Origin of the sequence: Mesorhizobium sp. 1M-11 (assembly GCF_001303895.1) — a bacterium.
Classification (GTDB): domain Bacteria; phylum Pseudomonadota; class Alphaproteobacteria; order Rhizobiales; family Rhizobiaceae; genus Mesorhizobium.
In genome coordinates this window covers 471,669-497,441 of record NZ_LJSD01000001.1, presented here as the reverse complement: position 1 = coordinate 497,441, position 25,773 = coordinate 471,669, and the positions used below count along the sequence as shown (strand labels likewise).

At 62.3% G+C, this 25,773-nt stretch carries 22 protein-coding genes; 10 read left to right on the top strand and 12 right to left on the bottom strand.

Features of this window, described 5'->3' with window-relative positions; all coding sequences use genetic code 11:
- Window positions 1-31 precede the first annotated feature (31 nt).
- Together AO692_RS02240 and AO692_RS02235 are read right to left on the bottom strand one after the other, a co-directional pair.
- Window positions 32-640, bottom strand: a complete 609-nt coding sequence (locus AO692_RS02240; RefSeq protein ID WP_054308382.1) for a response regulator — start codon at window positions 638-640, stop codon at window positions 32-34.
- Window positions 637-2,178 (bottom strand): ATP-binding protein, encoded by a 1,542-nt coding sequence (locus AO692_RS02235; RefSeq protein ID WP_054308381.1) that lies wholly within the window; start codon window positions 2,176-2,178, stop codon window positions 637-639. Before AO692_RS02235 ends, AO692_RS02240 begins: the two co-directional genes overlap by 4 nt.
- A gap of 203 nt (window positions 2,179-2,381) precedes the next feature.
- Here AO692_RS02235 and AO692_RS02230 point away from each other — a divergent pair, with 203 nt between their 5' ends.
- The 4 genes from AO692_RS02230 (at window position 2,382) to AO692_RS02215 (ending at window position 7,164) form a co-directional block, all read left to right on the top strand.
- Window positions 2,382-3,410 carry an amino acid ABC transporter substrate-binding protein gene (locus AO692_RS02230; RefSeq protein WP_054308380.1) on the top strand — a complete coding sequence of 343 codons (1,029 nt, stop codon included), beginning with the start codon at window positions 2,382-2,384 and terminating at the stop codon, window positions 3,408-3,410.
- Between the two features lie 76 nt (window positions 3,411-3,486).
- Window positions 3,487-4,650 (top strand): ABC transporter permease subunit, encoded by a 1,164-nt coding sequence (locus AO692_RS02225; protein WP_054308379.1) that lies wholly within the window; start codon window positions 3,487-3,489, stop codon window positions 4,648-4,650.
- On the top strand, window positions 4,647-5,729 hold the full coding sequence (locus AO692_RS02220) for an amino acid ABC transporter permease (protein ID WP_054308378.1): 1,083 nt from the start codon (window positions 4,647-4,649) through the stop codon (window positions 5,727-5,729). The genes AO692_RS02225 and AO692_RS02220 overlap by 4 nt, the downstream gene beginning before the upstream one ends.
- Window positions 5,722-7,164: an amidohydrolase family protein gene (locus AO692_RS02215; RefSeq protein ID WP_054308377.1), complete on the top strand. Its 1,443-nt coding sequence runs from the start codon at window positions 5,722-5,724 to the stop codon at window positions 7,162-7,164. The genes AO692_RS02220 and AO692_RS02215 overlap by 8 nt, the downstream gene beginning before the upstream one ends.
- A gap of 156 nt (window positions 7,165-7,320) precedes the next feature.
- Here the strand turns inward: AO692_RS02215 and AO692_RS02210 are convergent, their stop codons facing one another.
- Window positions 7,321-8,886: an ABC transporter substrate-binding protein gene (locus tag AO692_RS02210; RefSeq protein WP_054308376.1), complete on the bottom strand. Its 1,566-nt coding sequence runs from the start codon at window positions 8,884-8,886 to the stop codon at window positions 7,321-7,323.
- 133 nt (window positions 8,887-9,019) lie between these two features.
- On the opposite strand from AO692_RS02210, the gene AO692_RS02205 reads away from it, so the two are divergent.
- Entirely contained in the window at window positions 9,020-10,492 is a 1,473-nt protein-coding gene (locus tag AO692_RS02205; protein WP_054308375.1) for an amidohydrolase family protein, read from the top strand.
- A gap of 171 nt (window positions 10,493-10,663) precedes the next feature.
- On the opposite strand, the gene AO692_RS02200 is transcribed toward AO692_RS02205, so the two are convergent.
- Together AO692_RS02200 and AO692_RS02195 are read right to left on the bottom strand one after the other, a co-directional pair.
- Entirely contained in the window at window positions 10,664-11,410 is a 747-nt protein-coding gene (locus AO692_RS02200; RefSeq protein ID WP_054308374.1) for an aspartate/glutamate racemase family protein, read from the bottom strand.
- Between the two features lies 1 nt (window position 11,411).
- Entirely contained in the window at window positions 11,412-12,050 is a 639-nt protein-coding gene (locus tag AO692_RS02195; RefSeq protein ID WP_054308373.1) for a flavin reductase family protein, read from the bottom strand.
- 135 nt (window positions 12,051-12,185) lie between these two features.
- On the opposite strand from AO692_RS02195, the gene AO692_RS02190 reads away from it, so the two are divergent.
- The gene (locus tag AO692_RS02190) at window positions 12,186-12,863 is read left to right on the top strand and encodes a GntR family transcriptional regulator (protein WP_054308372.1); all 678 of its coding nucleotides are present in this window, start codon (window positions 12,186-12,188) and stop codon (window positions 12,861-12,863) included.
- A 110-nt stretch (window positions 12,864-12,973) separates the two neighbouring features.
- Here the strand turns inward: AO692_RS02190 and AO692_RS02185 are convergent, their stop codons facing one another.
- From AO692_RS02185 to AO692_RS02155, 7 genes are all read right to left on the bottom strand, one after another.
- Entirely contained in the window at window positions 12,974-13,945 is a 972-nt protein-coding gene (locus AO692_RS02185) for an ABC transporter ATP-binding protein (protein ID WP_054308459.1), read from the bottom strand.
- Between the two features lie 5 nt (window positions 13,946-13,950).
- A complete protein-coding gene (locus tag AO692_RS02180) occupies window positions 13,951-14,934 on the bottom strand; it encodes an ABC transporter ATP-binding protein (protein WP_054308371.1) in 984 nt (327 codons plus the stop codon).
- Window positions 14,927-16,423: an amidohydrolase family protein gene (locus tag AO692_RS02175; RefSeq protein ID WP_054308370.1), complete on the bottom strand. Its 1,497-nt coding sequence runs from the start codon at window positions 16,421-16,423 to the stop codon at window positions 14,927-14,929. The genes AO692_RS02180 and AO692_RS02175 overlap by 8 nt, the downstream gene beginning before the upstream one ends.
- Window positions 16,420-17,613 (bottom strand): amidohydrolase family protein, encoded by a 1,194-nt coding sequence (locus tag AO692_RS02170; protein WP_054308369.1) that lies wholly within the window; start codon window positions 17,611-17,613, stop codon window positions 16,420-16,422. Before AO692_RS02170 ends, AO692_RS02175 begins: the two co-directional genes overlap by 4 nt.
- 4 nt (window positions 17,614-17,617) lie before the next feature.
- Window positions 17,618-18,568: an ABC transporter permease gene (locus AO692_RS02165; protein WP_054308368.1), complete on the bottom strand. Its 951-nt coding sequence runs from the start codon at window positions 18,566-18,568 to the stop codon at window positions 17,618-17,620.
- Window positions 18,569-18,580: 12 nt separating this feature from the next.
- Entirely contained in the window at window positions 18,581-19,549 is a 969-nt protein-coding gene (locus tag AO692_RS02160) for an ABC transporter permease (protein ID WP_054308367.1), read from the bottom strand.
- Window positions 19,550-19,987: 438 nt separating this feature from the next.
- Window positions 19,988-20,782 (bottom strand): AraC family transcriptional regulator, encoded by a 795-nt coding sequence (locus AO692_RS02155; protein WP_161808027.1) that lies wholly within the window; start codon window positions 20,780-20,782, stop codon window positions 19,988-19,990.
- A 152-nt stretch (window positions 20,783-20,934) separates the two neighbouring features.
- Here AO692_RS02155 and AO692_RS02150 point away from each other — a divergent pair, with 152 nt between their 5' ends.
- From AO692_RS02150 to AO692_RS02135, 4 genes are all read left to right on the top strand, one after another.
- Window positions 20,935-22,110, top strand: a complete 1,176-nt coding sequence (locus AO692_RS02150; RefSeq protein ID WP_054308365.1) for an amidohydrolase — start codon at window positions 20,935-20,937, stop codon at window positions 22,108-22,110.
- 151 nt (window positions 22,111-22,261) lie between these two features.
- Window positions 22,262-22,987, top strand: a complete 726-nt coding sequence (locus AO692_RS02145; RefSeq protein WP_054308364.1) for a LuxR C-terminal-related transcriptional regulator — start codon at window positions 22,262-22,264, stop codon at window positions 22,985-22,987.
- 190 nt (window positions 22,988-23,177) lie between these two features.
- Window positions 23,178-24,614: an indoleacetamide hydrolase gene (gene iaaH / locus AO692_RS02140; protein WP_054308363.1), complete on the top strand. Its 1,437-nt coding sequence runs from the start codon at window positions 23,178-23,180 to the stop codon at window positions 24,612-24,614.
- Window positions 24,615-24,642: 28 nt separating this feature from the next.
- Entirely contained in the window at window positions 24,643-25,710 is a 1,068-nt protein-coding gene (locus tag AO692_RS02135) for a substrate-binding domain-containing protein (protein ID WP_152979669.1), read from the top strand.
- The last annotated feature ends 63 nt before the right edge of the window (window positions 25,711-25,773 follow it).

The window sequence follows — 25,773 nt, the reverse complement described above, 5'->3', positions numbered from 1 at the left end:
ATTCGTAGGGCTTGCGGCCTGCTCCGTAGTTCTACGGAGTTTCACGCCCTTCCAGCCAGAGCCGCGTCATCTCGGCCTGCGATGTCGTGCCGAGCTTGGCGCCGATCGCAGCACGATGGCTCTCCACTGTGCGTGGCGACAGGCCCAGCCCTTCGGCGATCTGTCGGGTGGTGAAGCCCGAGGCGATACGGTCGAGCACTTCGCTCTCTCGCGCGGTCAACGCGGCCAGCAACGTGACCGTTTCCGCTTTTTCGGCTCGCTGGCGCAAGGTGCGTTCCAGAACCTGCTGGCCTTTCTGGATCGCGTCGATGAGATCCTGCTCGTCGATGGGCTTTGACAGGAAATCGACGGCGCCGTTGCGGAAGGCGCGCCGGCAGGCCTCGATGTCACCATGGCCGGAGATGACGATGGTGGGCCAGTCCACACCCTGTTCCGCCAGTCTTTCCTGAAGCTTCAGCCCTGAAATGACCGGCATGCGGATGTCGAGGATGAGGCAACCGGGCTCGAGCCGGGCGACCTGTGCCAGAAAGGCCTGCGGGTCGGCGAAGCCGGTGACTTTCATATCGACAGTCGAAAGCAGGAGACTGAGCGCGCTGCGCACGGCCTCGTCGTCATCAACGAGATAGACAGGACTGCTCATTGCGCTGCCTCCGATTTTTCCCGTCCACGCGGCAGTATCACCTGGAAGGTCGCGCCGGGACCATTGTCGACCAGCACGATTTCGCCGCCAGCACGTTCCACCAAGCGTTGGCTGAGCGAGAGGCCCAATCCGGTACCGTCTGCGCGGGTTGTGGCGAAGGGCGTGAACAGCTGCGGTCGTATGCTTTCCGACACGCCGGAACCGTTGTCGCTGACTTCGAAAATGGCTTGAGAGCCGTCATCCATCAATCCCATTGTCACGCGTCCAGGACCGTCCAGTTTGCCATCCAGAGCCTCCATTGCGTTGCGCACCAGATTGAATGCGACTTGTTCCATTTCGACCGGGTCTGCGACGACCACGACTGGCCGCTCGGGAAGATGAACATCCAATTGGATGCCGCGCCTTGCCGCTTCCGGTCCAAGCAGCGTCTGTACGTTGATCAAGGCGCTGCGCAAGTCGAAAGCGGATGCCGGCTCGTGTTGCGGTCGCGACCAGTTGCGGAAGCGCTCCAGGATTGCGGAGGCTCGTTTAGCCTGGGTGACGGTATCGTCGAGAACCGGAGCAAGCGCGGTCGCGTCGCCTCTGCTGGCCAGTCGGCGTCCGGCTTGTGCCTGCGCCAGGATGGCCGTGAGCGGTTGCGTCAACTCGTGTGCCATGCCGCTCGCCATTTCGCCGAGCGCATTGACGCGGGAAGCATGTGCAAGGCGTGATTCCAGGGCGCTGAGCCGCGCCTGTTGAACGGCGGCGCGCGCGCGAGCCCGCTGGCGTAATGCGCTCACGGCGGCGAGGTAGGCAAGGCTGACGGCAAACAGCGTCAGAAGCGTCTGGAGGGGAGGGAGGACGTCCGTGATTCCAATTTCCACGCCGGTTTCGAGAATGAGAGGCTGGGAGGCACTGCCGAGCGGCCTCGAAAAGCCGATTGCGGTCGGCATGGCGGGCGGCCCGACCACACGCTGTCCATCGGGCAAGGACAGTCGTGTGGTGACGCCGGGCCGCGACCAGAACGGCGTCTCGTCGCTGATCAGCTTGCCAGCGTCGATGCCCAGCATGAGCCCGTATCGCGCGGCGTCGCTGTTGGGGCTGCGCTTGACCATGATGTAGTGATCGGGACGGCCAGGATGGGGCAGCAGCGCGATGTGACCATCAGACGCCAGGGCCGCCTTGCGTACGAGTCCCGCCGCAGCTGGATCGAGTGACGTCGTGCCGACGATTTTCGCCTGTGGGTCCAGCGGAACAAGCTGAATCTCGTCGATGCGGGGATAGAAGCGGGCAATGGTCGACGCCACGTCAAGGAACAGATCAAAACTGCGGCCGTCGGAAGCCACCGCGATGGCCGAAAGCGCCGTCATATGGGCATCGTGCTGGTCGGCCCGCTGCGAGGCCAGCCGGTGCAGAACAAAACTCTCCTGGGCAAGTTCGTTGCTGAGCACCCGGTATTGCCAGGCCGCCAATGCGCTGACCGAAACCAGCAGCAGAAGGCACCAGATGACAATCAGGGTGGCTGGCCTTGCCAGGATCGGGCTTCGACTGCGTGTCATCGGACCATTGTGGCAGTTTGCGTGCTTTAGCTAAAGGGAACAACGGGTGCCGCAAACCCGAAAAGCTCGGATCACGGTTGCTGCGATTGATTACAATTATTGTCGATTATTTTGTTGAAGAATTGTCGGCAATTTGATTGGATTGCCGTGTTGAAAAAAGTGACGGTCGGCGGAGATTCCGTCAGAACCGCTTGGGAGGACAAATGGCACTATTTCGGACGGCACGCCGCATCGCGGCTGCCGCGCTGCTTCTGGGCACATCCGTTGTTGCGGCGGAAGCCGCGTCGACGCTGGAGACGGTGAAGGCACGCGGCAAACTGATCTGCGGCGTTTCGATGGGGACGACAGGCTTTGCGCTCGCCGATGCGCAGGGCAAGTTTGCGGGTTTCGACGTCGATGTGTGTCGCGCGGTCGCGAGTGCCGTGTTCGGGGATCCGAACAAGGTCGACTTCGTGATGACCAACATCAACACGCGCTTCCAGGTCCTGCAGTCGGGTGAGATCGACATTCTATCGCGCCAGACGACGTTGACCTATTCGCGCGAGGCCTCGCTCGGTATCGATTTCGGCCCGGCGGTGTTTTACGACGGACAGGGCCTGATGGTGGCAAAGAGCCTCGGCATCAACAGCGCCAAGGAACTCGATGGCGCTGCGATCTGCACCTTGCCCGGCACCACGACGGCCCAGAACCTCGCCGACTTCTTCCGCACGACCGGCAAGAAGTTCGAGCTGGTGGTGTTCGAGAACCCGGACGAAAACAACAACGCCTTCTTCTCGGGCCGCTGCGATGCGGTCTCGTCGGACCGCTCTGACCTTGCCTCCATTCGTGCCGGTTCGAAGAGCCCGGGCGACTATGTGATCCTGCCGGAGACCATCTCGAAGGAGCCACTTGCACCGGCTGTGCGCCAGAATGATTCCAACTGGCGCGATATCGTCTCCTGGTCGGTCTGGATGATGATGGCTGCGGAGGAAAAGGGCGTCACGCAAGCCAATGTCGACGAACAGGCAAAAAGTACGGATCCGGAAATCCAGCGTATGCTGGGTGGGGCGGATGATCTCGGCCCGATGCTCGGCCTCGACAAGAAGTGGGGCTACAACATCGTCAAGCAGGTCGGCAATTATGCCGAAGTCTTCGACCGCAATCTCGGTGAAAAGACCGCACTCGGCTTGAGCCGCGGCCCGAACACGCTGTGGAACAATGGCGGCCTGCTTTATCCGCCGCCCTTCCGCTAAGCCGATCGCCTGATATGGCGCATGTCCGCCGACATGCGCCATACTTCTCAATCCGACTTTCTAAAAGGGACACGGCGTGTCGCCCATTGTTCTGCTGCGAAACCGGCGCGTCCGTGAACTGGCGTATCAGGTCATCTGCGTTGCGGCGGTCGTCGCCGTCGGCTGGTATCTGCTCAGCAATGCGCTCGCCAACCTCGCCAAGCAGGACATAGCGACCGGCTTCGGCTATCTCGGCCGGGAAGCCGGTTTTGTCATCAGCGAGACGCCGATCGCCTACGAGCCCTCGGACAGCTACGCGCGGGCGCTGCTAGTCGGCCTGCTCAACACAATCAAGGTGGCGCTGCTGGCCATCGTGTTCAGCACCGTCATAGGCACGCTTGTCGGCATCGCGCGCCTGTCCAGCAATCCGCTTCTGTCGCGGCTCATGCTTTTCTACGTCGAAGCGCTGCGCAACGTGCCGCTGCTGCTTTACCTCTTCCTCTGGTACTCGGTCATCATCTTCACGCTGCCGCCGGTGAGGCAGGCCATCACGCTGCTGCCCGGCGTCTATGTCTCGAACAGCGGCCTGGTCGTGCCGGCCATCATCTGGAATTCCGGCTTCTGGGTGGCCGTTGCCGCAGTCGCCATCGGCATTGCCGCCGCCGTGATCTGGTTCAAGGTCGTGCGCCACAGGCGCATCACCACGGGCAAAGCACTGCCGGGCTGGCCGGTGGCCCTTGCACTGCTGGTGCTGCCTGTCGTCGTGGCTGCACTGCTTTTCGATATCAGCGGCGAAGTCGACTGGCCGATACTCGGCAAGTTTCGCCTGACCGGCGGGGCGCATCTGAAGCCCGAATTTGTCGCGTTGCTGGTCGGCTTGACGCTCAGTGCCTCTGCCAGCGTCGCCGAGATCGTGCGCAGTGGCATCCTTGCGATCCGCAAGGGGCAGCGCGAGGCGGCGAAGTCGCTCGGTCTCTCGGACGGGCAGGCGATGCGGCTGGTCATCCTGCCGCAGGCGCTCAGGGTGATCGTGCCGCCGCTGACCAATGTCTATGTGACGACATTCAAGAACAGTTCGCTGGCGATCGCGATCGGTTATCCCGACCTGGTGATGGTGTCCAACACCATCATGAACCAGACCGGGCAAGCGATCGAGCCGATTGCGCTTTTCATGCTGACCTATCTGATCCTCTCGCTCGCCACTTCCGCCTTGATGAACTGGTACAACGGGCATGTCGCGCTCAGGGAACGCCAGCCATGAGCGAACAATCCGCAATGGCAAGCGATATGGCTTCTCCGCGCCGGCAGAGTGGTAGCCTGAAAGCCTATTTCGGCACGGCAGGCAACTCGGCGGTGACCTTGATCTGCCTGGCCGTTTTTGCATTGGCCGCCAAGGCCGCGATCTCCTGGTTGCTGGTCAATGCGGTGTTCACCGGTACGCCGGAAGACTGCAAGGTCGCTTCAGGCGCCTGCTGGCCTTATCTCGCCGATAAGCTGCGCTACATGCTTTTCGGGATCTATCCGTTCGACGAGCAGTGGCGGCCGCTGACCGCGACGCTGCTGTTCATCGCTGCCATGGCGGTCTCGGGCATCCCACGGCTATGGGGCCGCGCGCTGATCGCCGGCTGGATCGTACTTTTGCCGCTGCTGTTCGTGCTGATGGCGGGTGGTGTATTCGGCCTGACCTCCGTGCCGACATCGCAATGGGGTGGCCTGCCGCTCTCCTTCATGCTGACCTTCGTCGGGCTCGTGCTGGCCCTGCCGCTCGGCATCCTGCTTGCGCTGGCGCGGCTCTCCAATCTGCCGGCCATCCGCATTCTCGCCATTACCTTCATCGAACTGGTGCGCGGCGTGCCGCTGATCAGCATCCTGTTCATGGCGTCGGTGATGCTGCCTCTGTTCATGCCGGAAGGCGTGACGATCGACAAACTGCTGCGGGCCCAGGTCGCGATCATCCTGTTTGCCGCAGCCTATATCGCCGAGATCGTGCGCGCCGGGCTTCAGGCCCTGCCACGCGGCCAGACCGAGGCGGCCCAGGCGCTCGGACTGCATTACTGGCAATACACGTTCCTGGTGATCATTCCCCAGGCGCTGAAAACCGTCATTCCGCCGCTGGTCTCGCTGTTCATCGGCTTCTTTCAGGACACGACGCTGGTCACCATCGTCGGACTGCTGGATTTCCTGAACACCGTGCGCACCGCGCTGCGCGATCCCAACTGGCAGGGCATCGCGGTGCTGGAAGGCTATCTCTTCGCCGCCGTCGTCTATTTCGTCTTCAGTGCCCTGATGGGCGCTTACAGCCGCTTTCTCGAAAAACGTTTCAGGGTAGGTCATGACTGAGATCACGGTCATCCGCGACGTCGATACCATCATTGCCTATGACGCGGACAATGACCGGCAGGTCTACCGCCACGGTGGCGACGTCGCCTTCGACGAAACCGGGCTGCTTTGCGTCGGCGGCCGCTTTGAAGGACAGGCGACCACCGAACTCTCCGGCAAGGCACGCATGGTCATGCCGGGGCTGATCGATATTCATTGCCATTCGCATGACGAGCCCATGGCCAAAGGCATTTTCGAGGATGTCGGCACCGCTGCCCTTTGGGGCCAGGCCATGTACGAATACTCCTCGGTGATCGACGGTGGCACGGATGCCCGCGCCGCCTGCCTGACCGTCATGCTCGGCGACCTGATGCGTTCCGGTGCGACCACGGTGCTCGACATCGCCGGCATCCATGACGCCTGGCTCGACATCGCGGCGCAAAGCGGCGTGCGAGGCTATCTTGCTCCGGGCTTCCGCCAGGCGAACTGGGTGGTCCATGACAGCCACCGCCTCGATTTCGAATGGGATGACCAGGCCGGCCGCGACGCGTTTGCACGAGCCCTGGATTTCGTGGATCGGGCGAGGGCGCATCCAAGCGTCCGGCTGGATGGCGTCGTTTCGCCGTCGCAGGTCGAGACCTGCCGGCCGGATCTGCTGGCCGATGCCGCCGACGAAGCGCGCAAGCGTGGTATGCGACTCACCGTCCATGCCGCGCAGACCATGGCCGAGCACGAGGAGCTGCTGCGCCGCACGGGCCTGACTGCTGTGCAATATCTCGACCAGCTCGGCGTGCTCGGAGCGGACGTCATTATCGGCCACTGCATCTTCACCGACCATCATTCCTGGACACGCCAGCGCACGCACGACGACCTTGTCACCCTGGCAGAGCGTCGCGTCAGCGTGGCGCATTGCCCGGTCACCTTCGCGCGCAGCGGCATGGCACTGGAGACGCTGGGGGCCTACCGCCGCGCCGGCGTCAATGTCGCTATCGGCACCGACAGCTATCCGTTCAACATGCTGGAGGAGATGCGGCAGGCGCTGATCTGTTCGCGGCTCGGCGGCAGGAGTGTTTTCGATCTCTCGACCGGTGATATCTTCGAGGCGGCGACGCTGGCCGGCGCCCGTGCGCTCGGCCGCTCCGATATCGGCAGGTTGAGCGTCGGCTCCAAGGCGGATCTGGTCGTGGTCGATCTCGATGCGCCGACGATGCGACCGGTCTACGACCCGTTGCGCAGCCTGCTCCATTGCGCGGCCGAACGTGCGGTGGAGCATGTCTATGTCGACGGGCGATTGACGGTGGACAAGGGTCGGCCGACCGGCATCGACTATGATGGCGCACTGCGCGAAATGCAGGCGTTGCAGGATTGGGCCTGTTCGCGGGCAGGACTTTTCGATCCGCGCGGCCGCACCATCGCCGAACTGGCGCCCAAATCCCTGCCTGTGATCCAGGGCTGATCTGGCGTTCTCTCCAGATTGGACTGCGGTCAATGTTCGGCATGCTGTCGAGCCATCAGAGATATCGAACGCGACCTACTGCACTCAAAAGAAATGGCGCCTCACCGGGTGGTGAAGCGCCAGGAGTTGAGAGGTACGGTCTCTTGTCGGACCGGATCACTCGCCCATCTGCGTCAGCCAGTGGCGCGGCTTGTTGTCGGCCCGGAAGTCGATGCTCTTGACTTTGCCCTGCATTGCCCAGGCGATCGGCTGCTGATGCAGCGGGATCAGGATCGTGTCGTCCTTGGCGATCTTGAGGGCGGCCTCCTCGAGCTGCAGCCGCTTGGCATTGTCCGGCTCCTGAACCGCCTGTTCGACCAGCTTGTCGAGTTCGGGATAGGACCAGCCGCCATAGTTGGAGACGCCAACCTTACCGGTTTTGGTCTCCAGGACCTGGGCGAGCAAGGAATAAGCGTCAAGCGTCGGCTCGTTTGCCCAGCTCAGGTTGAAGACGTCGGCCTTGCCGTTCGAACGCTTCGGCGACTGGACGGCGCGCGGCGCGATGTCGATCGTCGGATCGAAGCCGGCGCGCTTCAGCATGTTGGTGACGCCGGCGCAGAAATCCTCCTCGTTGATGCTCTCGTCATTCGTGCACATGTAGGTGAATTTCAGGCCTTCCTTGCCGGCTTCTGCGAGAAGTTTCTTGGCGCGGGCCGGATCGGCAGGGCTGTAAGTGTCGAGCGACTTGGCGTAGCCGGAGATTTCTGGAGCGATCAAAGAGCCAGACGGGCGGGCGAGGCCACGCATCACCTTCTTGTTGATCAGGTCGCGATCGATGGCGGCTTCAACAGCTTGTCGCACCCGCAGGTCGTTGAAGGGGTTCTCGCGGCCATCTTCCAGCTTTTCCTTGCGGTTGAAGCCGATGAAGACCGTGCGCAGTTCGGTGCGCTTCTTCACAGTGATACCCGGCGAGGTCTCGAGCCGGGGAAGATCCTGGATTGGAGCGGAGTCGACCAGATCGACTTCACCGGAGAGCAGTGCCGCCACGCGGGTCGCGGGCGAAGCGATCGGCAGGAACTCGATGCGGTCGATATTGTGCTTTTTCTGGTCCCACCACTTGTCGTTGACGACCATCACGGTCTTGCTGTCCGGCGTGCGGCTTTCCAGCTTGAAGGGGCCGGTGCCGTTGGTGTTGTGGGTGGCATACCCTTCCGTCTTGGTTGCGACGTCGGTCGGCTTTTCGGTGTTGTTGTCTTTCAACCACTTCGCGCTGAACATGAAGATGTTGGTCATGTCGTTGAGGAACAGGGACGTCGGCGCTGAAACCTCGACATCGACCGTGTAATCGTCGACCTTGGTGCTGTTCACATAAAGCGGGATGTTGCCGCGCAGCGGTGACGTCGGGTCGCTGACGCGCTTGAGCGAGGCGATGACGTCGTCCGCGGTGAAGTCGGCACCGTCATGGAACTTCACGCCCTTGCGCAAGGTGAAGCGCCATTTCTTGTTGTCGATCAGTTTCCATTCCGTCGCGAGCGCCGGCTCGATCTTGAAGTCCGCGTCGTAGCGGACCAGCCCTTCATAGATATGGTTCAGGAAGGCCAGGTTGGCGGTCGAAGGTACAGAATCCGGATCCAGCGAATAGATATCGGCGCGGCTACCCCAGCGCAGCGTTTCCGCATTGGCCGATGCTGTCAGCGCCACCACAGCCACCGCACCAACCAGCAAGCTTTTCAAGCAGGACATATTCACCTCCCAGGTTCCTCACTCGAATTTCACAATCACCACGCTCGACAAGATTGTCAACAATATTGTTGACGTAAATTGCGTGAATGGATAGCAAAATACCTGGTGCTGGGAGCGCCTCGGAGGAGAAGACGTGAACGGATTGCTGTTGCTTCACGGAACCATTGTCACCGTTGATGCCGATCGGCGTGTGATCGACGATGGTGCTGTTGCTATCTTGGGCGACAGGATTGTCGACATCGGAACCGCCGAGGAACTCAAGCCGCGGCACCAGGACAAGAAGATTGTCGACTGCCGAGGCAAGCTGATCATTCCGGGTATTGTCGACGCGCATGGCCATGCCGGCCACGCGCTGATCCGTTCCGTAGCCGCCGATACCTATTCCTTGTGGATGCGGATCGTCACGCCGACCTACTACCACTACGCGACCCGTGACTATTGGTACGCAGACGGGCTGGTCGGCGGCCTGGAGCGCTTGCGAGCCGGCGTCACAACCGGGGTCAGCATCATTTCGTCGATGCCGCGAAGCGACGATCCGGTCTTCGCGATCAATCACGCCAGGGCCTATGCCGAGATTGGCTTGAGGGAGGTCATCTGCGTTGGCCCGGCTGGATTGCCTTGGCCGCATCCGGTTACTCGCTGGGAAAACGGCAAGCCCGAGGGACGGCGCGTTTCTTTCGAAGAGATGATCGAAGGAACCGAAGCGACCATCGAGGCGCTCAATGGCAGCGACGACGGGCGCATCGACGTGTTCGTCACGCCCTTTACGATCGTACCGTCGCTCGATCCATCGAACCCGACGACGCCGGATCTTGCGGTCAAGTTGACCGACAACGATCGTATGCAGGCGAGGCGCGTGCGCGAAACTGCACGCAAATGGGGCGTCCGCATCCATTCAGACGCGTTCGCAGGCCAGATCCGCATGGCCTTCCAGGACAAGGAAAACGCGCTTCTCGGTCCGGATGTGCATCTGCAGCACTGCTGGGGTATTTCGCACGAAGAGGTCGATATCCTGGCCGCGACCGGAACGCATGTGACGCATGCGCCGCCCGGCCGCGCCGTGCCGCTCCTGGACATGATGTCGAAAGGCGTGCCGGTGGCGATCACTTCGGATGGCGTTTCGCCGAGCCGGCATTTCGACATGTTCCAGATCGCGCGCCTGGCACAATTCACGCAGCATCTGCTCAACAACAACGACCGCTACCTGCTGCCGCCGGGCAAGATCTTCGAGATGATCACCATCGATGCTGCGAAGGCGTTGGGCAAGGAGCACCAGATCGGCTCGCTGGAGGTCGGCAAGAAGGCGGATGTTGCCATCATCAACATGCGACAGCCGCACCTCGCTCCCAATTGGATGGTGGTTCACCGGCTGATCCATCAGGTTGTCGGAAGCGATGTCGACACGGTGATCGTCGACGGCAAGGTCCTGATGGAAGAGGGGCGTGTCCTGACCGTAGATGTCGAACAAGCCATCGATTTCGGCGAACGCGAAGCCCAGGCCATGGCGGATCGCGCAGGCCTCAAGGCGCATATGCACGATCCGGGCTGGGGACAGATCAGCCGGACGTTCTGCGAGCCCATCGCGTTGCCCGATCCCGGCGCCTAAACACGGCCTTCGCTCGTGCCTAACTTGCCCCTGCTTGCCGATAAAGGTCGCCGGGTGGCGATCCGATCAATTATGGGGAACTTCAGAAGCAGAATCGGGAAGGTGTCATAACGCTTTGTTTTTGCGTAATTCCAAAATGCAACGCCGTGAGGTAATTCCGTTGGAAGCGCTTTAGACGCTGGCCCGTATCGCCATGCCTTCCATGTGCTCGGCGAACTGGCCCTTCGGGCGCGGATAGTCATAGGCACTGACCTTCGAGGTCGCATAACCGGCACCGACCAGGGCCTCGGCGATCTTCAGAGCGGCGGTGACGCCATCGATCACGGGCACGCCGGTTGCTGCCGTCAGACGCTCGCACAGGCTCGACATGCCCGCGCAGCCAAGGATGATCGCTTCCGCGCGGTCCTCGGCCTTGGCGCGCTCGATCGTCTCCCTCAACAGTCGTTCAGCGGTTTCAGGGTCTTCCTCCAGCCCCAGCACCGGCAGGTCGATGGCGTGGACGGCACGGCAATGATGGCCCGCGCCGTAGGCCTGAACGATGTCCTCGATGATCGGAACCGAGCGGGGCAGGGTGGTGACGACGGAAAAGCGTCGGCTGATGGTCATGGCAACCTGCACGGCAGCCTGGCAGATGCCGATCACGGGGCCTCTCGCGATTTCTCTGGCTGCATGCAGGCCCGGATCGTCGAAGCAGGCAATCACATAGGCGTCGACGCCTTGCGCCTCGCCTTTGCGGATTTCGGAGAGCATGGCCGGCACCGACAGGGCCTCGTCCACGGAGCCTTCGATGCTCACAGGGGTTCCCGCAGGATTGACCGCGGTCACGCGTGTCCCTGCGCTGGCGACCTTCAGCGCACTGTCCAGCGCCTGTCCGGTCATGGAGGCTGTCGAATTGGGATTAATGAGACGAATATGCACTTTACTGGCCCGCACGTTTGGCTGTGTTGAGGACCTCCGAGATCGCCGGCGCCTTGAGCACGAACTGACGGTCGGAAGTGATGTAGTTGTCGGCATGCAGCCGGGCGATCGGCTGATATGTCTCCGGATTCACGTAGCGGCCTGCTTTGTCGAGACACTCGCGCTGCACATGCATATGGACGACCTGGCCCAGAACCAGCATACGGCGCGGATATTCGATCAGCCGTTCCACCCGGCATTCGAAGGTGCAGGGTGAGCTGGCGACGAGATCGACATCAATCTGCCTGCAGCGGGCTGTGGGAAGCCCGGATATCTCCAGCTCATCGACATCGGTTTCGAACGCCAGCCCGCACACCAGCATCTGTTGCGATAACGCCATATCGACCATGTTGACCGCGAATTCGCCGGTTCGGCGGATGTTGGCGACCGTGTCCTTGTCTTCCCCGGACAGGCGGGGCTGTATGCCAAGAACGACGATGGGGGGCTCGTGCGAGAAGACGTTGAAGAAACTCATCGGCGCGGCATTGCTGCGCCCGGATGCCGAACGCGTGGTCACCAGCGCAATGGGCCGCGGGCCGACAAAATTGGTCAGCAGGCGATAGCGCCCGTCCGCCTCGATCTGTGTGAAGTCGAATTCCATTCGAGTCTCCCGCATACGAAAATATTGTAGACAATTTTTGAATGTATTATCTACAAAAAAAGCTCATGGACCAATGCAAATATTGACTTTTTGTCAGCCTTGGCGGATGTCGATCTGACAGCGGGAAAGAGAGTCATGACCGAACAGGCAGGCATTTCGATACAGCAGATCGTCGAAAAGGTGTGGCTCTCGATCGCTGAGCGTCGGCTGCGCCCCGGCGTGCAGCTCAAGGAAGGCCAGATGGCCGCGATTTTCGACGTCAGCCGCGCGCGCATCCGCCAGGCATTGGCGGCGCTCGAGCGCGAGGGCCTCGTCACGATCATCCCCAATCGCGGCGCGTTCGTGTGCCAGCCAACGGTGGACGAGGCGAGGGATGTTTTTACCATTCGCCGCTCCGTGGAGAGCCGTGTCGTCGCCCGCATCGGCGCTTCGGTGACGAAGGCGGATCTGTCGCGCCTGCGCGGCCATGTCGCCCAAGAGCGAACCGCCAACACCAACGACGCAACCACCGACATCATCAAACTGTCCGGCGGTTTCCATCTTCTGCTTGCCGAGATTTCCGGTTCCGATTTCCTGTTCGGCATGATGCGCGACTTGATCTCGCGCACCTCGCTGATCACGGCCGTCTACCGAAACACGGCACGTTTCAACTGCGGACCGGACGAGCACGCCGAGATCGTCGATGCGATCGCCGCCGGCGATCTCAAAAAGGCTTCGGCACTGATGGAACATCATCTGGAGCATGTGGAGTCCGAGCTGGACCTGAGGGAAGTGCGGGATATGTCCCATGATCTGCGTGCCGCGCTGGCATAGAGCGTTCCGTTTTTCACGGAAACGCGGAAACCCTCTAAGTTTTGTTTCGCCGCATTTTTGTAACGCCAAGTGATTCCACTTGGCTACAAAATGCTCGAGACTGACGACCTCTACGCATCCTCCGCGAGATGGCAGGCAACGCGCGTGCCGTTTGCAAGGGTTCGCACTTCGGGCAATTCCGCCGAACAGCGCGCCGTCGCGATCGGGCATCTTGGATGGAACGGGCAGCCTGACGGCGGCTTGAGCGGGCTTGGAACTTCGCCGCCGGCGACGACGCGGTCCCGATGCGGCTTCTCGATGTTCGGGATCGTCTGCAGCAGCAGTTGCGTGTAGGGGTGACGTGGTCTGGCGAACAGCGCTTCCGTCTTGCCTTCCTCGACGATGCGGCCGAGATACATGACCGCGATACGGTCCGACATGTGCCGCACCACACTCATGTCGTGGCTGATGAAGAGGTAGGTCAGACCGAACTGATCCTGAAGGCGCCGCATCAGGTTGAGCACCTGCGCCTGCACGGAAACGTCGAGCGCCGAGGTCGGTTCGTCGCAGACCAGGAATTCAGGTTCGCCGGCAAGTGCCCGCGCGATCGAGATGCGCTGGCGCTGGCCTCCCGAGAATTCATGCGGGAATTTCTCGCCGTCGGAAGCAGACAAACCCACAGTCTTCAACAGCTCCACCACGCGGTCGTCGATTTCGGCCCTTGTCTTGCGCAGCTTCAATTCGCGGATCGGCTCGGCGACGATGTTCTTCACGCGCCAGCGCGGATTGAGCGAAGCATAGGGGTCCTGGAAGATCATCTGTGCCGACAATGGCTTGCCGTCGTGGCCCGGTGCGAAACGCATCTCGCCGCCGTTCGGCCTGTAGAGACCTGTCACCAGGCGGGCGACCGTGGACTTGCCGCAGCCGCTTTCGCCGACAAGGCTCAGGCATCCGCCGAGCGGGACGTCAAAGCTGATATCGCTGACGGCTTGCAGGAACTGTCGCGGCTTGCGCTCGACAACACGGTTGAGCCAAGGCGCCGAGACGTCGAACGTCTTGACCAGCCGGCTGACCGAGAGCGCCGACGTCTCTTGTGAAGTCATCGCGGTCATGCGGTTCCTCCTGCGTTGAGCCAGCATGCACTGGCGCCCGCGCCGGCCGGCAACAGACCTGGCCGCTCCCGCGTGCAACGTGGGCCGGCTTCCTTGCAGCGCGGGTTGAAGGCGCAACCCGATGGGATGGCGTCGAGACGCGGCATCGAGCCGTCGATCTGGTTAAGCCGTTCGACGCGTGCGCCGAGTGCCGGGATCGAGGCCATCAAGCCGCGCGTATAGGGGTGTTTCGGGGCGCGCAGCACCTGGTCGACCGGGCCGATCTCTATGAGGCGGCCGGCATAGAGGACAGCGACACGATCGGCCGTTTCGGCAATGACGCCCATATCGTGGGTCACCAGCATCACCGCCGTTCCTTTCTCCTTGCAGAGTTTACGCAGGAGCGAGGTGATCTGCGCCTGGATCGAAACGTCGAGCGCGGTGGTCGGCTCGTCGGCGATGATCAGCTTCGGCGAAGCGGCGAGCGCCAGTGCAATCACGACGCGCTGGCGCATGCCGCCGGAGAACTGATGCGGGTACTGGTTGAAACGTTCTTCAGGCGAGGGGATGCCGACATCCTTCAGAAGTGAAATCGCTCGCGCCTTGGCCTCGGCCTTGCCCATGCCGAGATGCTGCCGGATCGTTTCGGTCAGTTGCGCGCCGACCGTGAACAGTGGGTTGAGCGAGGTCAGCGGATCCTGGAAGATCGCGCCGATCTCGCGGCCGCGGATCTTCTCCATCTCGCGGTCGCCCAGATTGTCGATGCGACGATCCGTCAGCCAGATCTCGCCTTCGGCAATGTGCCCTGGACGCTCCAGAAGCCCCTGGATGGCAAGGCCGGTCATCGACTTGCCAGCACCGGATTCGCCGACCACGCCGAGGATTTCGCCGGGGCGGATTGAAAGGCTGACATCCGAGAGAGCCGTGGCGACGCCACGGCGACCGGGGAACTCGACCTTGAGGCCACGAACCTCAAGCACAGCCTGCTGGGCTTCAGCCATTGGCGTCGACCTCGATGGGATAGCTTGGCGGGAAAATGTCCGAAACCGGTGGGTGGCCCCAACTGCGGTCCGGATATTTGGCGATCAGACCTTCATACTGTTGTTGGGCACGCTTGCGTGCCGCCTTCATGTCGATGCCGGCAACTTCGCCGAAACGCATGGACAGCCGCCCGTCGACGAACACGGCCTGCGTGACCTTGCCCGAACCGCCGGTGACCAGCGTGGTGATCGGGTCCACCGACGGCGCCATCACGGCATCGTCGAGGCCGAAAACGGCGATGTCGGCGCGGCCCCCTGCCATAAGCCGGCCGAGGTCGTCGCGGCCGAGCGCCTTCGCGCCCCCTAGCGTCGCTGCGTCGAACAGATCGGCGGAACGCACGCGGTCCGATGCCTTGTCGGCAATGCGGCAGGTGATCAAGCTGATCAGCAGGTTCATCAGCATATCGGCCGGGGTTGTGTCGGTTCCCATGGCGATGTTGATGCCGCGTTCGCGGCATTTGGAGAACGAGTTCAGGATGCTGCCGCTGCGCGCCGATACGAGCGAGCAATGCACGATCGAGACGCCATGCTCTGCATACAGGCCGAGATCTTCCTCGGTGGCGTTGGTGGCATGCGGCGCGATCAGCCGATCGTTCAGCAGTCCGGCGCGTGCCAGCCAGACAGGAGCGGTGGTGCCGTGCAGTTTGCGGACGGTATCGACCTCCATCGACCCTTGCGCCATATGCAAACGGACCTTGCAGTCGAGTTCGGCAGCGGCCGCGTGGGTCTGGCGCAGCAGTTCCTCGGTGCAGGTCTCGACGCGGTCCGGTGCCAGCAGGCCGCGCACCAGGTCGCCGTGGCGACCGTTCTGCCTGCCGATATAGTCGACGGCATCGCGAAGCCCGGCCAGGCCGCGCTGTTCGTCAAAGACCGGCACCATCTGGCCGGGTCCCTCGAGCACCATGCCGCCGGCGCGGTAGGCGGGGCTGAGATAGACCCTGAGGCCGAGGTCGCCGGCGGCGTCGGCGGCCGCATCGAACTCGGCGACCGTTTCGCCCCATTCGCGGTAGAAGAGCGAGGCGATGGGAGCCGCGGTGGTGATGCCGTTGAGCAGCAGCTGCCCGAAGGCGAAGCGCTTCTGGAATGCCAGCTCTTCCTGGCTGTACATCTCATAGGGACCGGCCTCGACATAGGAGCGCGGCCAAACGCGACCCTTGGCCCAGCCCGGCTGGTTGTCGATGCCGAGGATGGTGGTATCGAGATCGGAGAGTGCATCCAGGTCGATGAAGCCCGGGCTGACGAGCGCATTGCCGAAATCGACCCGCCTTGCGACTTCGCCCGGGAACTTCGTGCCGACGAACACGACTTCGCCGCCATCGATGACGACCTCGCCATTCGGGATCAGCCGGTGGCCGCCATCACGATGGCCAAGCACCCAGGCTGCCGCGATCAGCGTGCGGCCCTCGGGGCGCTTGCCGAGTTCGAGTATATCCAGAACCTGTCGTGTCATGGCATGTCCACCACTGGCTGGCCGTTGCGCGCGGTGATGCGTCCGCCCTTGACGACGAGGGGACGCGGCGCCACGTCGACCACGGCGTGCGCCAGCGTCTCACCGGTCAGGAGCGTCAGGTCGGCATTGCAGCCCTCTGCCAGGCCGTAGCCCTCGATGCGCATGACGTCGGCGCCGCCCTGCGAGACGATGTGCAGGAGATGCGCGAGGTCGTTGTCGGACCGCAGGCCGTTCTTCATGCCGACCACCTTGGCGCGATCGAGCATGTCGGGCTGACCCCACGGGCCCCAGGTGTCGCGGATGCCGTCGCAGCCGGCGCCGACCCGGATACCGGCTTCCTTCAGCCGCATGATCGAAGGCACGGTCGCCGAGGGCGCGCCGGTGGTCAGGATGGCTACGTCGAGCTCGGCGATCTGGTCGATGAGCTGGCCGACGCGCAAGTAGTCGTTCATGCCGAGCGCGAAGGCGTGGCTGATCGCCACCTTGCCCTGCATGCCGTTGGCGCGGATGCGCTCGAACATCAGCTCCATGGTGAAGGCGCCGAGATCGCCGGTCTCGTGCAAATGGATGTCGATCGGTTTCTGATGTTTCACCGCCAGTGCGAAGATAGCGTCGAGCTGGCCCTTGGGGTCACGGTCGATGCCGCAAGGATCGATGCCGCCCAGCACTTCGCAGCCTTGTGCCAGCGCTTCGTCGAGCAGTTCCACGGTGCCCGGCATCACCATGACGCCCGATTGCGGGAAGGCGACGATCTCGATGTCGATGATGCCTTTCAGCTTCTCTCGCGTTTCCATGATGCCGTCGACGATCGAGAGCCGATGGGTCGGATCGATGTCGACATGACTGCGGATATGGGTCGCGCCGTGCGCGGCGAGACCGATGGCGTGGCGCATCGACTGGCGATGCGGGTCGATGCCGATGGCGACACGGTTTTCGCGTTCGAAGTCGATACGTTCACGCAGGACGGCGCGCCGGTTGTTCTCGTGCCAGGGCATGCCCCAGGTCGTCTTGTCGAGATGGGTGTGCGCGTCGATCAGGCCGGGGATGGCGATGGCGCCACCGCCGTCCTCGACCGGCATGCCGGCATCCGGCTCGAAATGACCGATCCCGGCAATGCGCCCGTCGCGGATCAGCAGATCGCTGGCGGTGCCTCCATGGGGCCGGACGTTGCGGAGCAGCAGATTGGTCATGCACTTACCTCAGTTTTGGATTGAGCACGTCGCGCAGCCAGTCTCCCAGCACATTGACCACGACGACGAGCAGGCAGAGCTGGATCACCGGAAACAGGACGATCCACCAAGAGCCGGAGAACAGGAACTGGTTGCCGATACGGATCAGCGTGCCGAGCGACGGCTGGCCGGGCGGCATGCCGATGCCCAGGAACGAAAGCGTGGCTTCGGTCAGGATGGCCATGCCGAAATTCAGCGTGGCGGCGACCAGCACCGGGGTGAGCGTGTTGGGCAGGATGTGACGCGCCAGAATCCGGCGCGCCGGAACCTTCAGCAACCGGGCCGCCTGCACATATTCCTTGCTGCGTTCGACGATGGTCTGCGCGCGCACCGTGCGGGCATATTGCACCCAGGATGACAGTGCGATCGCCAGCACCAGAACCGCGGATGCCCCGATTTCGCGCAGATCCGAGGGCAAGAGCTGGCGCACCACCGTCGAGACGAGGATGGCGATCAGGATCGTCGGGATCGACAGGGTGATGTCGCCGATGCGCATCAGGATGTTCTCGATGAAACCGCCGAAGAAGCCGGCAACCAGGCCGGCGGTCATGCCGATCAGCAGGGAGAGAGCGACGGAAGCGAGACCGATGATCATCGAGATGCGCGTGCCGTAAAGGATGGCCGAGAGCATGTCGCGGCCTTGCGTGTCAGTGCCGAGCAGATAGGGCCATTCGCCGCCTTCCTGCCATACGGGCGGAAGCTCGGCCTTCCACATGTCGAGCTGCGCCGCATCATACGGGTTCTGCGGTGCGAACCATGGCGCGAACACCGCCGTCACGATCAGGATGGCGAAGATCGCTGCGGCCAGCATGGCGGCCTTCGAGTGGGTGAACGACCACCAGATATCGCTGTCAAGCCAACGTCGCAGCGCGGATGAAGGTTTTGCCGGGGCTGTTTTCGCGATGTCGGTCGTCATCGGGCCGCCTCCTCAGTGCGAGGCGCGCAGGCGCGGATCGATCACGGCATAGGTGATGTCGACCAGCGTGTTCAGCGCGACGAAAATGAAGGAGATGATGCACAGATACGCCGCCATCACCGGGATATCGAGGAAGGTGACGGCCTGGATGAACAGCATGCCCATGCCCGGCCATTGGAAGACGGTTTCGGTGATCAGCGCGAAGGCGATCAGCGAACCCACATTCATGGCGGTCATCGTCACCACCGGCATCAAACAGTTGCGCAGCGCGTGGCGGAAATAGATGCGCCAGCGCGGGATGCCGCGGGCCCGGGCGAATTTCACATAATCGGAGCGCAGCACTTCCAGCATTTCGGCGCGCACCAGCCGCATGATCAGCGTGATCTGATAAAGCGAGAGCGCGATGGCCGGCAGAATGAGCGCCGCGCGTCCTGACGGCGTCAGCAAGCCGGTCGACCACCAGCCGATCTGCACGACTTCACCCCTTCCGAAAGACGGCGACCAGCCGAGCATGACCGAAAAGACCAGGATGAGCAGGATGCCGACCACGAAGCTCGGCAATGAGACGCCGATGATCGACAGGAATTGCAGGGATTCCGTGTACCATCGCCCTCGCTTGATGGCAGTCAGGACGCCCAGGGGTAGGCCGACGAGCAGGGAAATCAGCGTCGCCACCAGCACGAGTTCAAGCGTTGCCGGGAAACGTTCCCCAATCAGTGTCAGCACGTCCTGGCCATTGCGGTAGGAAACGCCGAAATCGCCACGTGCGGCATTGGCGACGAAGCGTACGAATTGCGTGGCGGTGCTGTCGTTGAGGCCGAGCCGCTCTCGGAGCGCGTCGCGATCCTCCTGGGTCATCGTCTCGCCGGCCATCATCTCGACCGGATCGCCGGCGAGACGGAAGATCAGGAAGGCAAGCATGGCAACGGCCAGCATGACCATGATCGCGTTGGCGAGACGGCTTATCGTGAAGACCAGCATGGGGAACCTCGTCGGGTCGACCTTTGCGGGAGATACGGGATGCGCTTCAGAGGCTCATTGCCCAGCAGTATCGGCTTCTTCCCCGATTGCTCGACGTGTGGTGGTCGATCATGAAGCATCCTCCCGGTGTCACTGCGACGATCTTGCTGCCGTCGTTTGTGTCCTGCCATCCGATATTCAGGATGCCGGTATGATTGTCAACTATTTTGTCGACAATTTCGTTATCATTGGGCGACACTGCCAGATTTTCCGAGGCTGGACCGAGCCGGCAACCATTCAAGGCAGCTAAGCTGAGATAGTCTCAATCGGGGAAGCCGAGTGTGGCTGACGCCGCGCGGCTATCGATGCGGATGACTGCCCGGCTGACTTGTGGAGAAGATGCGCGTCGCAGGTGGTGTTATGCCGCCATAATCAAGCTGACAGCGGATGCTGGCTATCCTACTTCGCCTCGCGAAACGCTCCGGGCGGGAGGCCGCGCATGGATTTGAACAGCCGGGTGAGATGGCTCTGGTCGGCAAAGCCGGTCTCGAAGGCGATTTCAGCCAGAGATTTGTCGGTGCGCATCAAGGCCGAGGCGGCATGGATACGGCAGTCGCGCAGATATTGGCCGGGCGTCATGCCTGACACGCGCTTGAAGTCGCGGATCACCTGGAAGCGGGTAACATGCGCGGCGTTGGCCAGACCGCCGAGATCGAAGGCAGAAGCAAGGTCAGCTTCGATGAGGTCGCGGTAAAGTCCAACGCGCCTGGCTGCTTCGCTATCGTCGGCCGAAGGATTGCGGCCGTCAAGGTCTGCGAAGCGCCGGGTCAATCCACGCAAGGCCATCAGCATCGCGGTTTCCGCCTCCATCGTCCTGCCCGCAACGGCAAGGCGATGTGCGCGAACGAAATCGCTGGCAAGGTCTGGGGCATCGAGAATGCCTTGGCGGAACATCGGCAGATGGCCAAGCTCGAGATCTTCCGCGACCTCGCGCATCAGCTCGGCGCGTGGATAGCAGGTGCGGTAAGCCCAGCCGGCATCGCAGCCTTTCTCGCCGTCATGAGGGTCCTCGGGATTGACGACGATGATCGAACCGGCAGGGGCCAGATAGGCCTGGCGGTTGATGCGCAGCTTCTCGGCGCCTGCGACCACGACGCCGAATACATAGCTGTCATGCGTGTGCAGCGCATAAGCGTGATCGCGGTAGCGTGCGGTCAGCAATTCGAGATCGCCGAGCCCGGCATGCCGCGTCAATCGCGCTTCCTCGAGCCCTGTTTGTTCGCTTGCATAGCCCATCAATGGCAGCCTTCCGGAAACCGGCCCTGCGGTCAATCCCGTTCAAGACGGGGTCTGAGCCCCCATTTAGGGTCGCTGCCATCCCGAGAAAAGCGAACCGCGAGATCATCATGCCCACCGACGATAGAGTCGCCGAAATCGCGCCCGAGGTCATCGCCTGGCGCAAGCACATCCATGCCAACCCTGAACTCGGTTTTGCCGAACATCAGACCGCCGCGTTCGTCGCTGCAAAACTATCCGAGTTCGGTCTCGCCGTGCACGCCGATGTCAGCCAGACCGCGGTCGTCGCTACACTCACCAAGGGAAACAGCAAAAGGGCCATTGCGTTGCGTGCCGAACTCGACGCGTTGCCGATCGAGGAAATGGCCGAAATCGACTATGCGTCGAAGAACAAAGGCGTCATGCATGCCTGCGGCCATGACGGCCACACTGCAATCCTGCTGGGCACTGCGAAACTTCTGGCCGAAAGCGGGGATTTCGATGGCACGGTCGTCTTCATCTTCCAGCCGGCCGAAGAGGTGGTCGGTGGCGGCAAGAAGATGATCGAGGACGGGCTGCTGAAGCGATTCCCGGTCGACAAGGTGTTTGCCGTCCACAATTGGCCGGGCTTTCCCAAAGGCCAGATCGGCGTGCTGAGCGGCCCGCAGATGGCAGCGGTCGACGATTTCGAGATCCGCTTCCACGGTAGCGGCTGCCATGCGGCGATGCCGCATCTGGGCGATGATCCGGTGCTGGCAGCGGCCAGCTTCATCACCGCGGTGCAGCGGGTGGTCAGCCGCAGCATCGATCCGCTTGCGGCTGCCGTGCTTTCGGTCACGCAGATCCATGGCGGGCGTTTCAACAATTTCGTGCCGACGGAAGCCAAGGTAGAGGGCACTTGCCGTTTCTACGATCCGGCCTTGTCGGATCACTGCGCCGCGGAGATCGAGCGGGTTGCGCAAGCGGTCGCGGCCATGCATGGCGTGACGGCCGAACTCAGCTATAAGCGTGGTTATCCGCCGGTGGTCAATCCAGCCGCCGGTGCTGCGCTGGCGGCCCTTGCCGGACAGGATACGGTCGGAACTGAGCGCGTCAGCACCGACTTCCAGCCGAGCATGGGCTGCGAGGATTTCGCCTTCCTGCTGCGCGGTGTCGGTGACGGTGCCTATGCATGGATCGGCGCAGGCGATGTCGGCCCTGGTGAGGGTCTGCACGGCGATCGTTTCGTCTTCGACGACGACATCGTGCCGATCGGCATGCGTTATTTTCTGAATGTCGTGCAGCGCGCGTTACCACATGCCGGGTGAAGACCACTTGCTGGTGGCGATTGCCGGTTCGATGCGGCTGCGTCATGGCTTCTCGCAGAAGAAGCGCTTTCGTCAGCCCAGTGCTGTGGACAGGATCCAATAGCTTATTATAGTCGCCTTCCATGAGCCTGTTGCTGGGGAGGAGCGGGTCATGGGCGTTGTGCTGAGGGACATCACGTCAGACGAAATCCGCCTGTATGGCGATATCGTCGCGCGGCTCGAACGTGTCGGTCCAGGTGCCGATGCGCGCGGCGACGTTCTGGCCGATATCATTCGGCTGGCGCGCTCGGATTTCGGCGCTTCCTATGTCTGGAACGACAGCAAGGGGATTTTCGAGCGCTCGCGCGCCTACCGCATGAGTGAGAACAATCTCAAGGCCTATGACGACTGGTTCCAGTTCCGCGATCCGATGACGCAGCAGCTGCGTGCGCGCAAACGCGCAACGCCGGTCGAACTCGTCATCCCGCACCGCAGGCTTGAACACACCGAATTCTTCAACGATTTCCTTTCCCGCGACGGCATGCATCACGGCATCAACCTGTTCGTCTTCGACAACGGCAAGGATCTCGGCGACCTGCGCATCTGGCGCGCCAAGGGACGGCCGGAGTTCGAAGAGCGCGATGTCGTGCTGCTCGACATGCTCGAGCCGTTCCTGCGGCGGGCACTGTTGCGCGCCACGCTGATCGACGATGATCTCACGCCACGCGAGCGCGACGTTGCCGTTTTGGTGGCGCGCGGCTGTACCGACCGCGACATTGCCCGTCTGCTCGGCATCGGTTTCGCCACGGTGCGCACGCATCTCTCGCGCGCGATGGAAAAGCGCGGCTGCGCCAACCGCGCGGAACTGGCCGCCACCGTTTCCCGCTTCGACAATTGATTCAGAGCGGAATGCGATCAAGCTGAGTCGATATTCCGCTCTGTCTTTTTGTTTTGCCGCATGACCTTTGTCCGAAAAGTCTGCAACTTTTCGGGATCATGCTCCAGGGCACATCCGCATTTCTGCTGATACACGTGCCTGATTTGCGCCTCTAGCATCCACTTCGCCCGATCAGGGTGAGGAGGACTGGATGGCCGAATTGTACGAGCTCGGCGTTGCGGCTGCGGCAAAAGCCGTTCGCGAGGGCGAGGTGACAGCCGAGCATCTCGTCGAGACGTTCATCGATCGCAATACAGCCTATACGTACCTCAACGCCTTCGTGTCGATCGACGCGGAAGCTGCGCTGGGTGTCGCTCGCGCGATCGACCAAGCGCGTGCCGGTGGTCAGACACTGGGTCCACTTGCAGGTGTTCCGCTCGGCATGAAGGACAATATCGACGTTGCCGGCCAGGAATGCAGCGCCGGCACGCCCGGACTTTCCGGCCATCGCCCAAAGAAGGATGCGCCGGTGGCAGCGGCTCTGCGCCATGCCGGGGCTATTTTTCTCGGCCGAACCGGCATGCATGAACTGGCCTTCGGTATCACCAACAACAACTCCTTCTCCGGTGCGATCCGAAATCCCTATGACCTCCTGATGATCCCTGGCGGGTCATCGGGCGGTGCCGGTGCCTCCTGTGCGGCACGCCTAACCCCAGGAGGCATCGGCACCGACACCGGTGGATCGGTGCGCGTGCCGGCGGCTCTCTGTGGTATTACTTCGATGCGCCCCACCGCCGGTCGCTGGCCGGCAAGCCGCATCGTACCGATCTCATCGACACGCGACACGCCAGGACCAATGGCACGCTGCGTCACCGATCTCGAGCTGATGGACCGCGTGGTCACGGGCAGCAGAGGCGAATTTGTCGAGCGACCGTTGGCTGGATTGAGGCTTGGCATGCCGCGCGGCTATTTCTGGGAAGATCTCGACCCTGAAACGGAACGGATTTGCCAGGATGCGCTGGATTTGCTGAAGGCGGCCGGCGTATCAATCATCGAAGGCGATGTTCCCGATATTGCCGCGCTCAATGCGGCGGCCAGCATCATTGCCTTCTACGAGCCTGGCCGGGACATCGCAGCCTATCTGAGGGAAAGCGGCGCTTCGGCGCATTTCTCCGACATCGTCGAAAAAGCCGCCAGCCCGGATGTGCAAGGAATCATGCGCCTGATCAGCGATCCGGCCAGCATGGTTCCAGAAGCTCATTATCGAGAAGCGATGGATGTTCATCGACCGCGCCTGATCCGGGCCTATCGCGATCATTTCGCTGCCCATGGCATCGACGCTCTGGTCTTCCCGACGACGCCACTGCCCGCTCGCCCGATCGGCGAGGATGTTGACGTCGAACTCAACGGTCGGCGGGTGCCGACCTTTTCAACCTTCATCCGCAACACCGATCCGGGCAGCGTCGCCGGCCTGCCGGGCATCAACCTGCCTGTCGGGCTGACGGGTCAAGGACTGCCGATCGGGCTGGCTCTGGACGGCCTGCCTGGAACCGACCGGGCGCTGCTGTCGATCGCTGCGTCGATGGAGGCGCTGTTTCCAATGCTTCCTGCACCGGTGCTCAAGGCGGCAATCATCGAACACGCCTAACGACAAGCAACAAGAAGAGGGGAAAAACATGCCACCATTCATGATCATCGATCGCCGCACCATGCTGGCCGGCACGGCTGGTGCACTGGCTGCCGGCATCGTCCCGGGCGCTTTGCGCCGTGCCGTTGCGGCGGACGGCGAATTCAAGATCGGATTGCTCATTCCGTTGTCCGGACCTGCGGCATTGTTCGGCCCGTCGAACCAGGGCTGCGCGGAACTGGCGGCGGACGAAGTCAATGCCGCCGGCGGCGTCCTTGGCCGCAAGATCAAGCTGATCCCGACCGATGCCGGGGCCGCTCCCGCCGAGGTGGCGAAATCGGTCGTGCGCCTGATGCTGGAAGAAAAAGTCGACCTCGTGATCGGGTCGCATGACAGCGCCGTGCGCCAGGCGGTCGAGGCAACGGTGAAGGGGAAGGGCGCCAAGTCCTTCTATCTGATCGGCAACGACTATGTCTGGGCCCGCAATTCCAACGAAGCCGCCAAATCTTACATCAGTGCCGGCGGCGGCACGATTGCCGGGGAAGAATATGTCCCGCTCGGCGCGCCGAACCGCTTCGAGGAGATCGTCACGCGCATCAAGGGCGCCAAGCCCGACGTCGTGCTGATCACCGTGATCGGGGCGGACAACGTCAATTTCAATCGTGCCTTCGCTTCCTTCGGCCTCGACAAGGACATCACCCGCCTGGCCTTCCTACTGGAGGAAAACACGCTGCAAGGCATCGGCGCCGAAAGCAGCGGCAACCTTTATTCCTGCATGGCCTACTTCGCCAATGTCGGCTCGGAGGCCAACCAGAAGTTCAAGGCCGCGATGAAGGCGAAATTCGGCGACAAGGTGCCTCAGCTGTCGACGCTCGGCGCCGACGCTTATGCCGGCGTCCATTGCGCCAAGGCGCTGGTCGACAAGGCAGGCTCGACGGAAGCGGCGGCTGTCGCCGCAGCTTCGCAGGGGCTCTCCTTTGCCACCGCCGGCGGCACGGCGACGATGACAGGACGCCATGTCGACAAGGACATGTATCTCGCGCTGTGCAAGGCCACCGAGTTCGAGGTGGTCAAGACCTTCGAGAAGATTGCCAGCGGCCAGTCCTGTCCGGTGTGAGCTGCGGATAGACTAGCGCAATACCAGGAAAAATGTGTAACGGTTTTCCGCCCGGAATTGCGT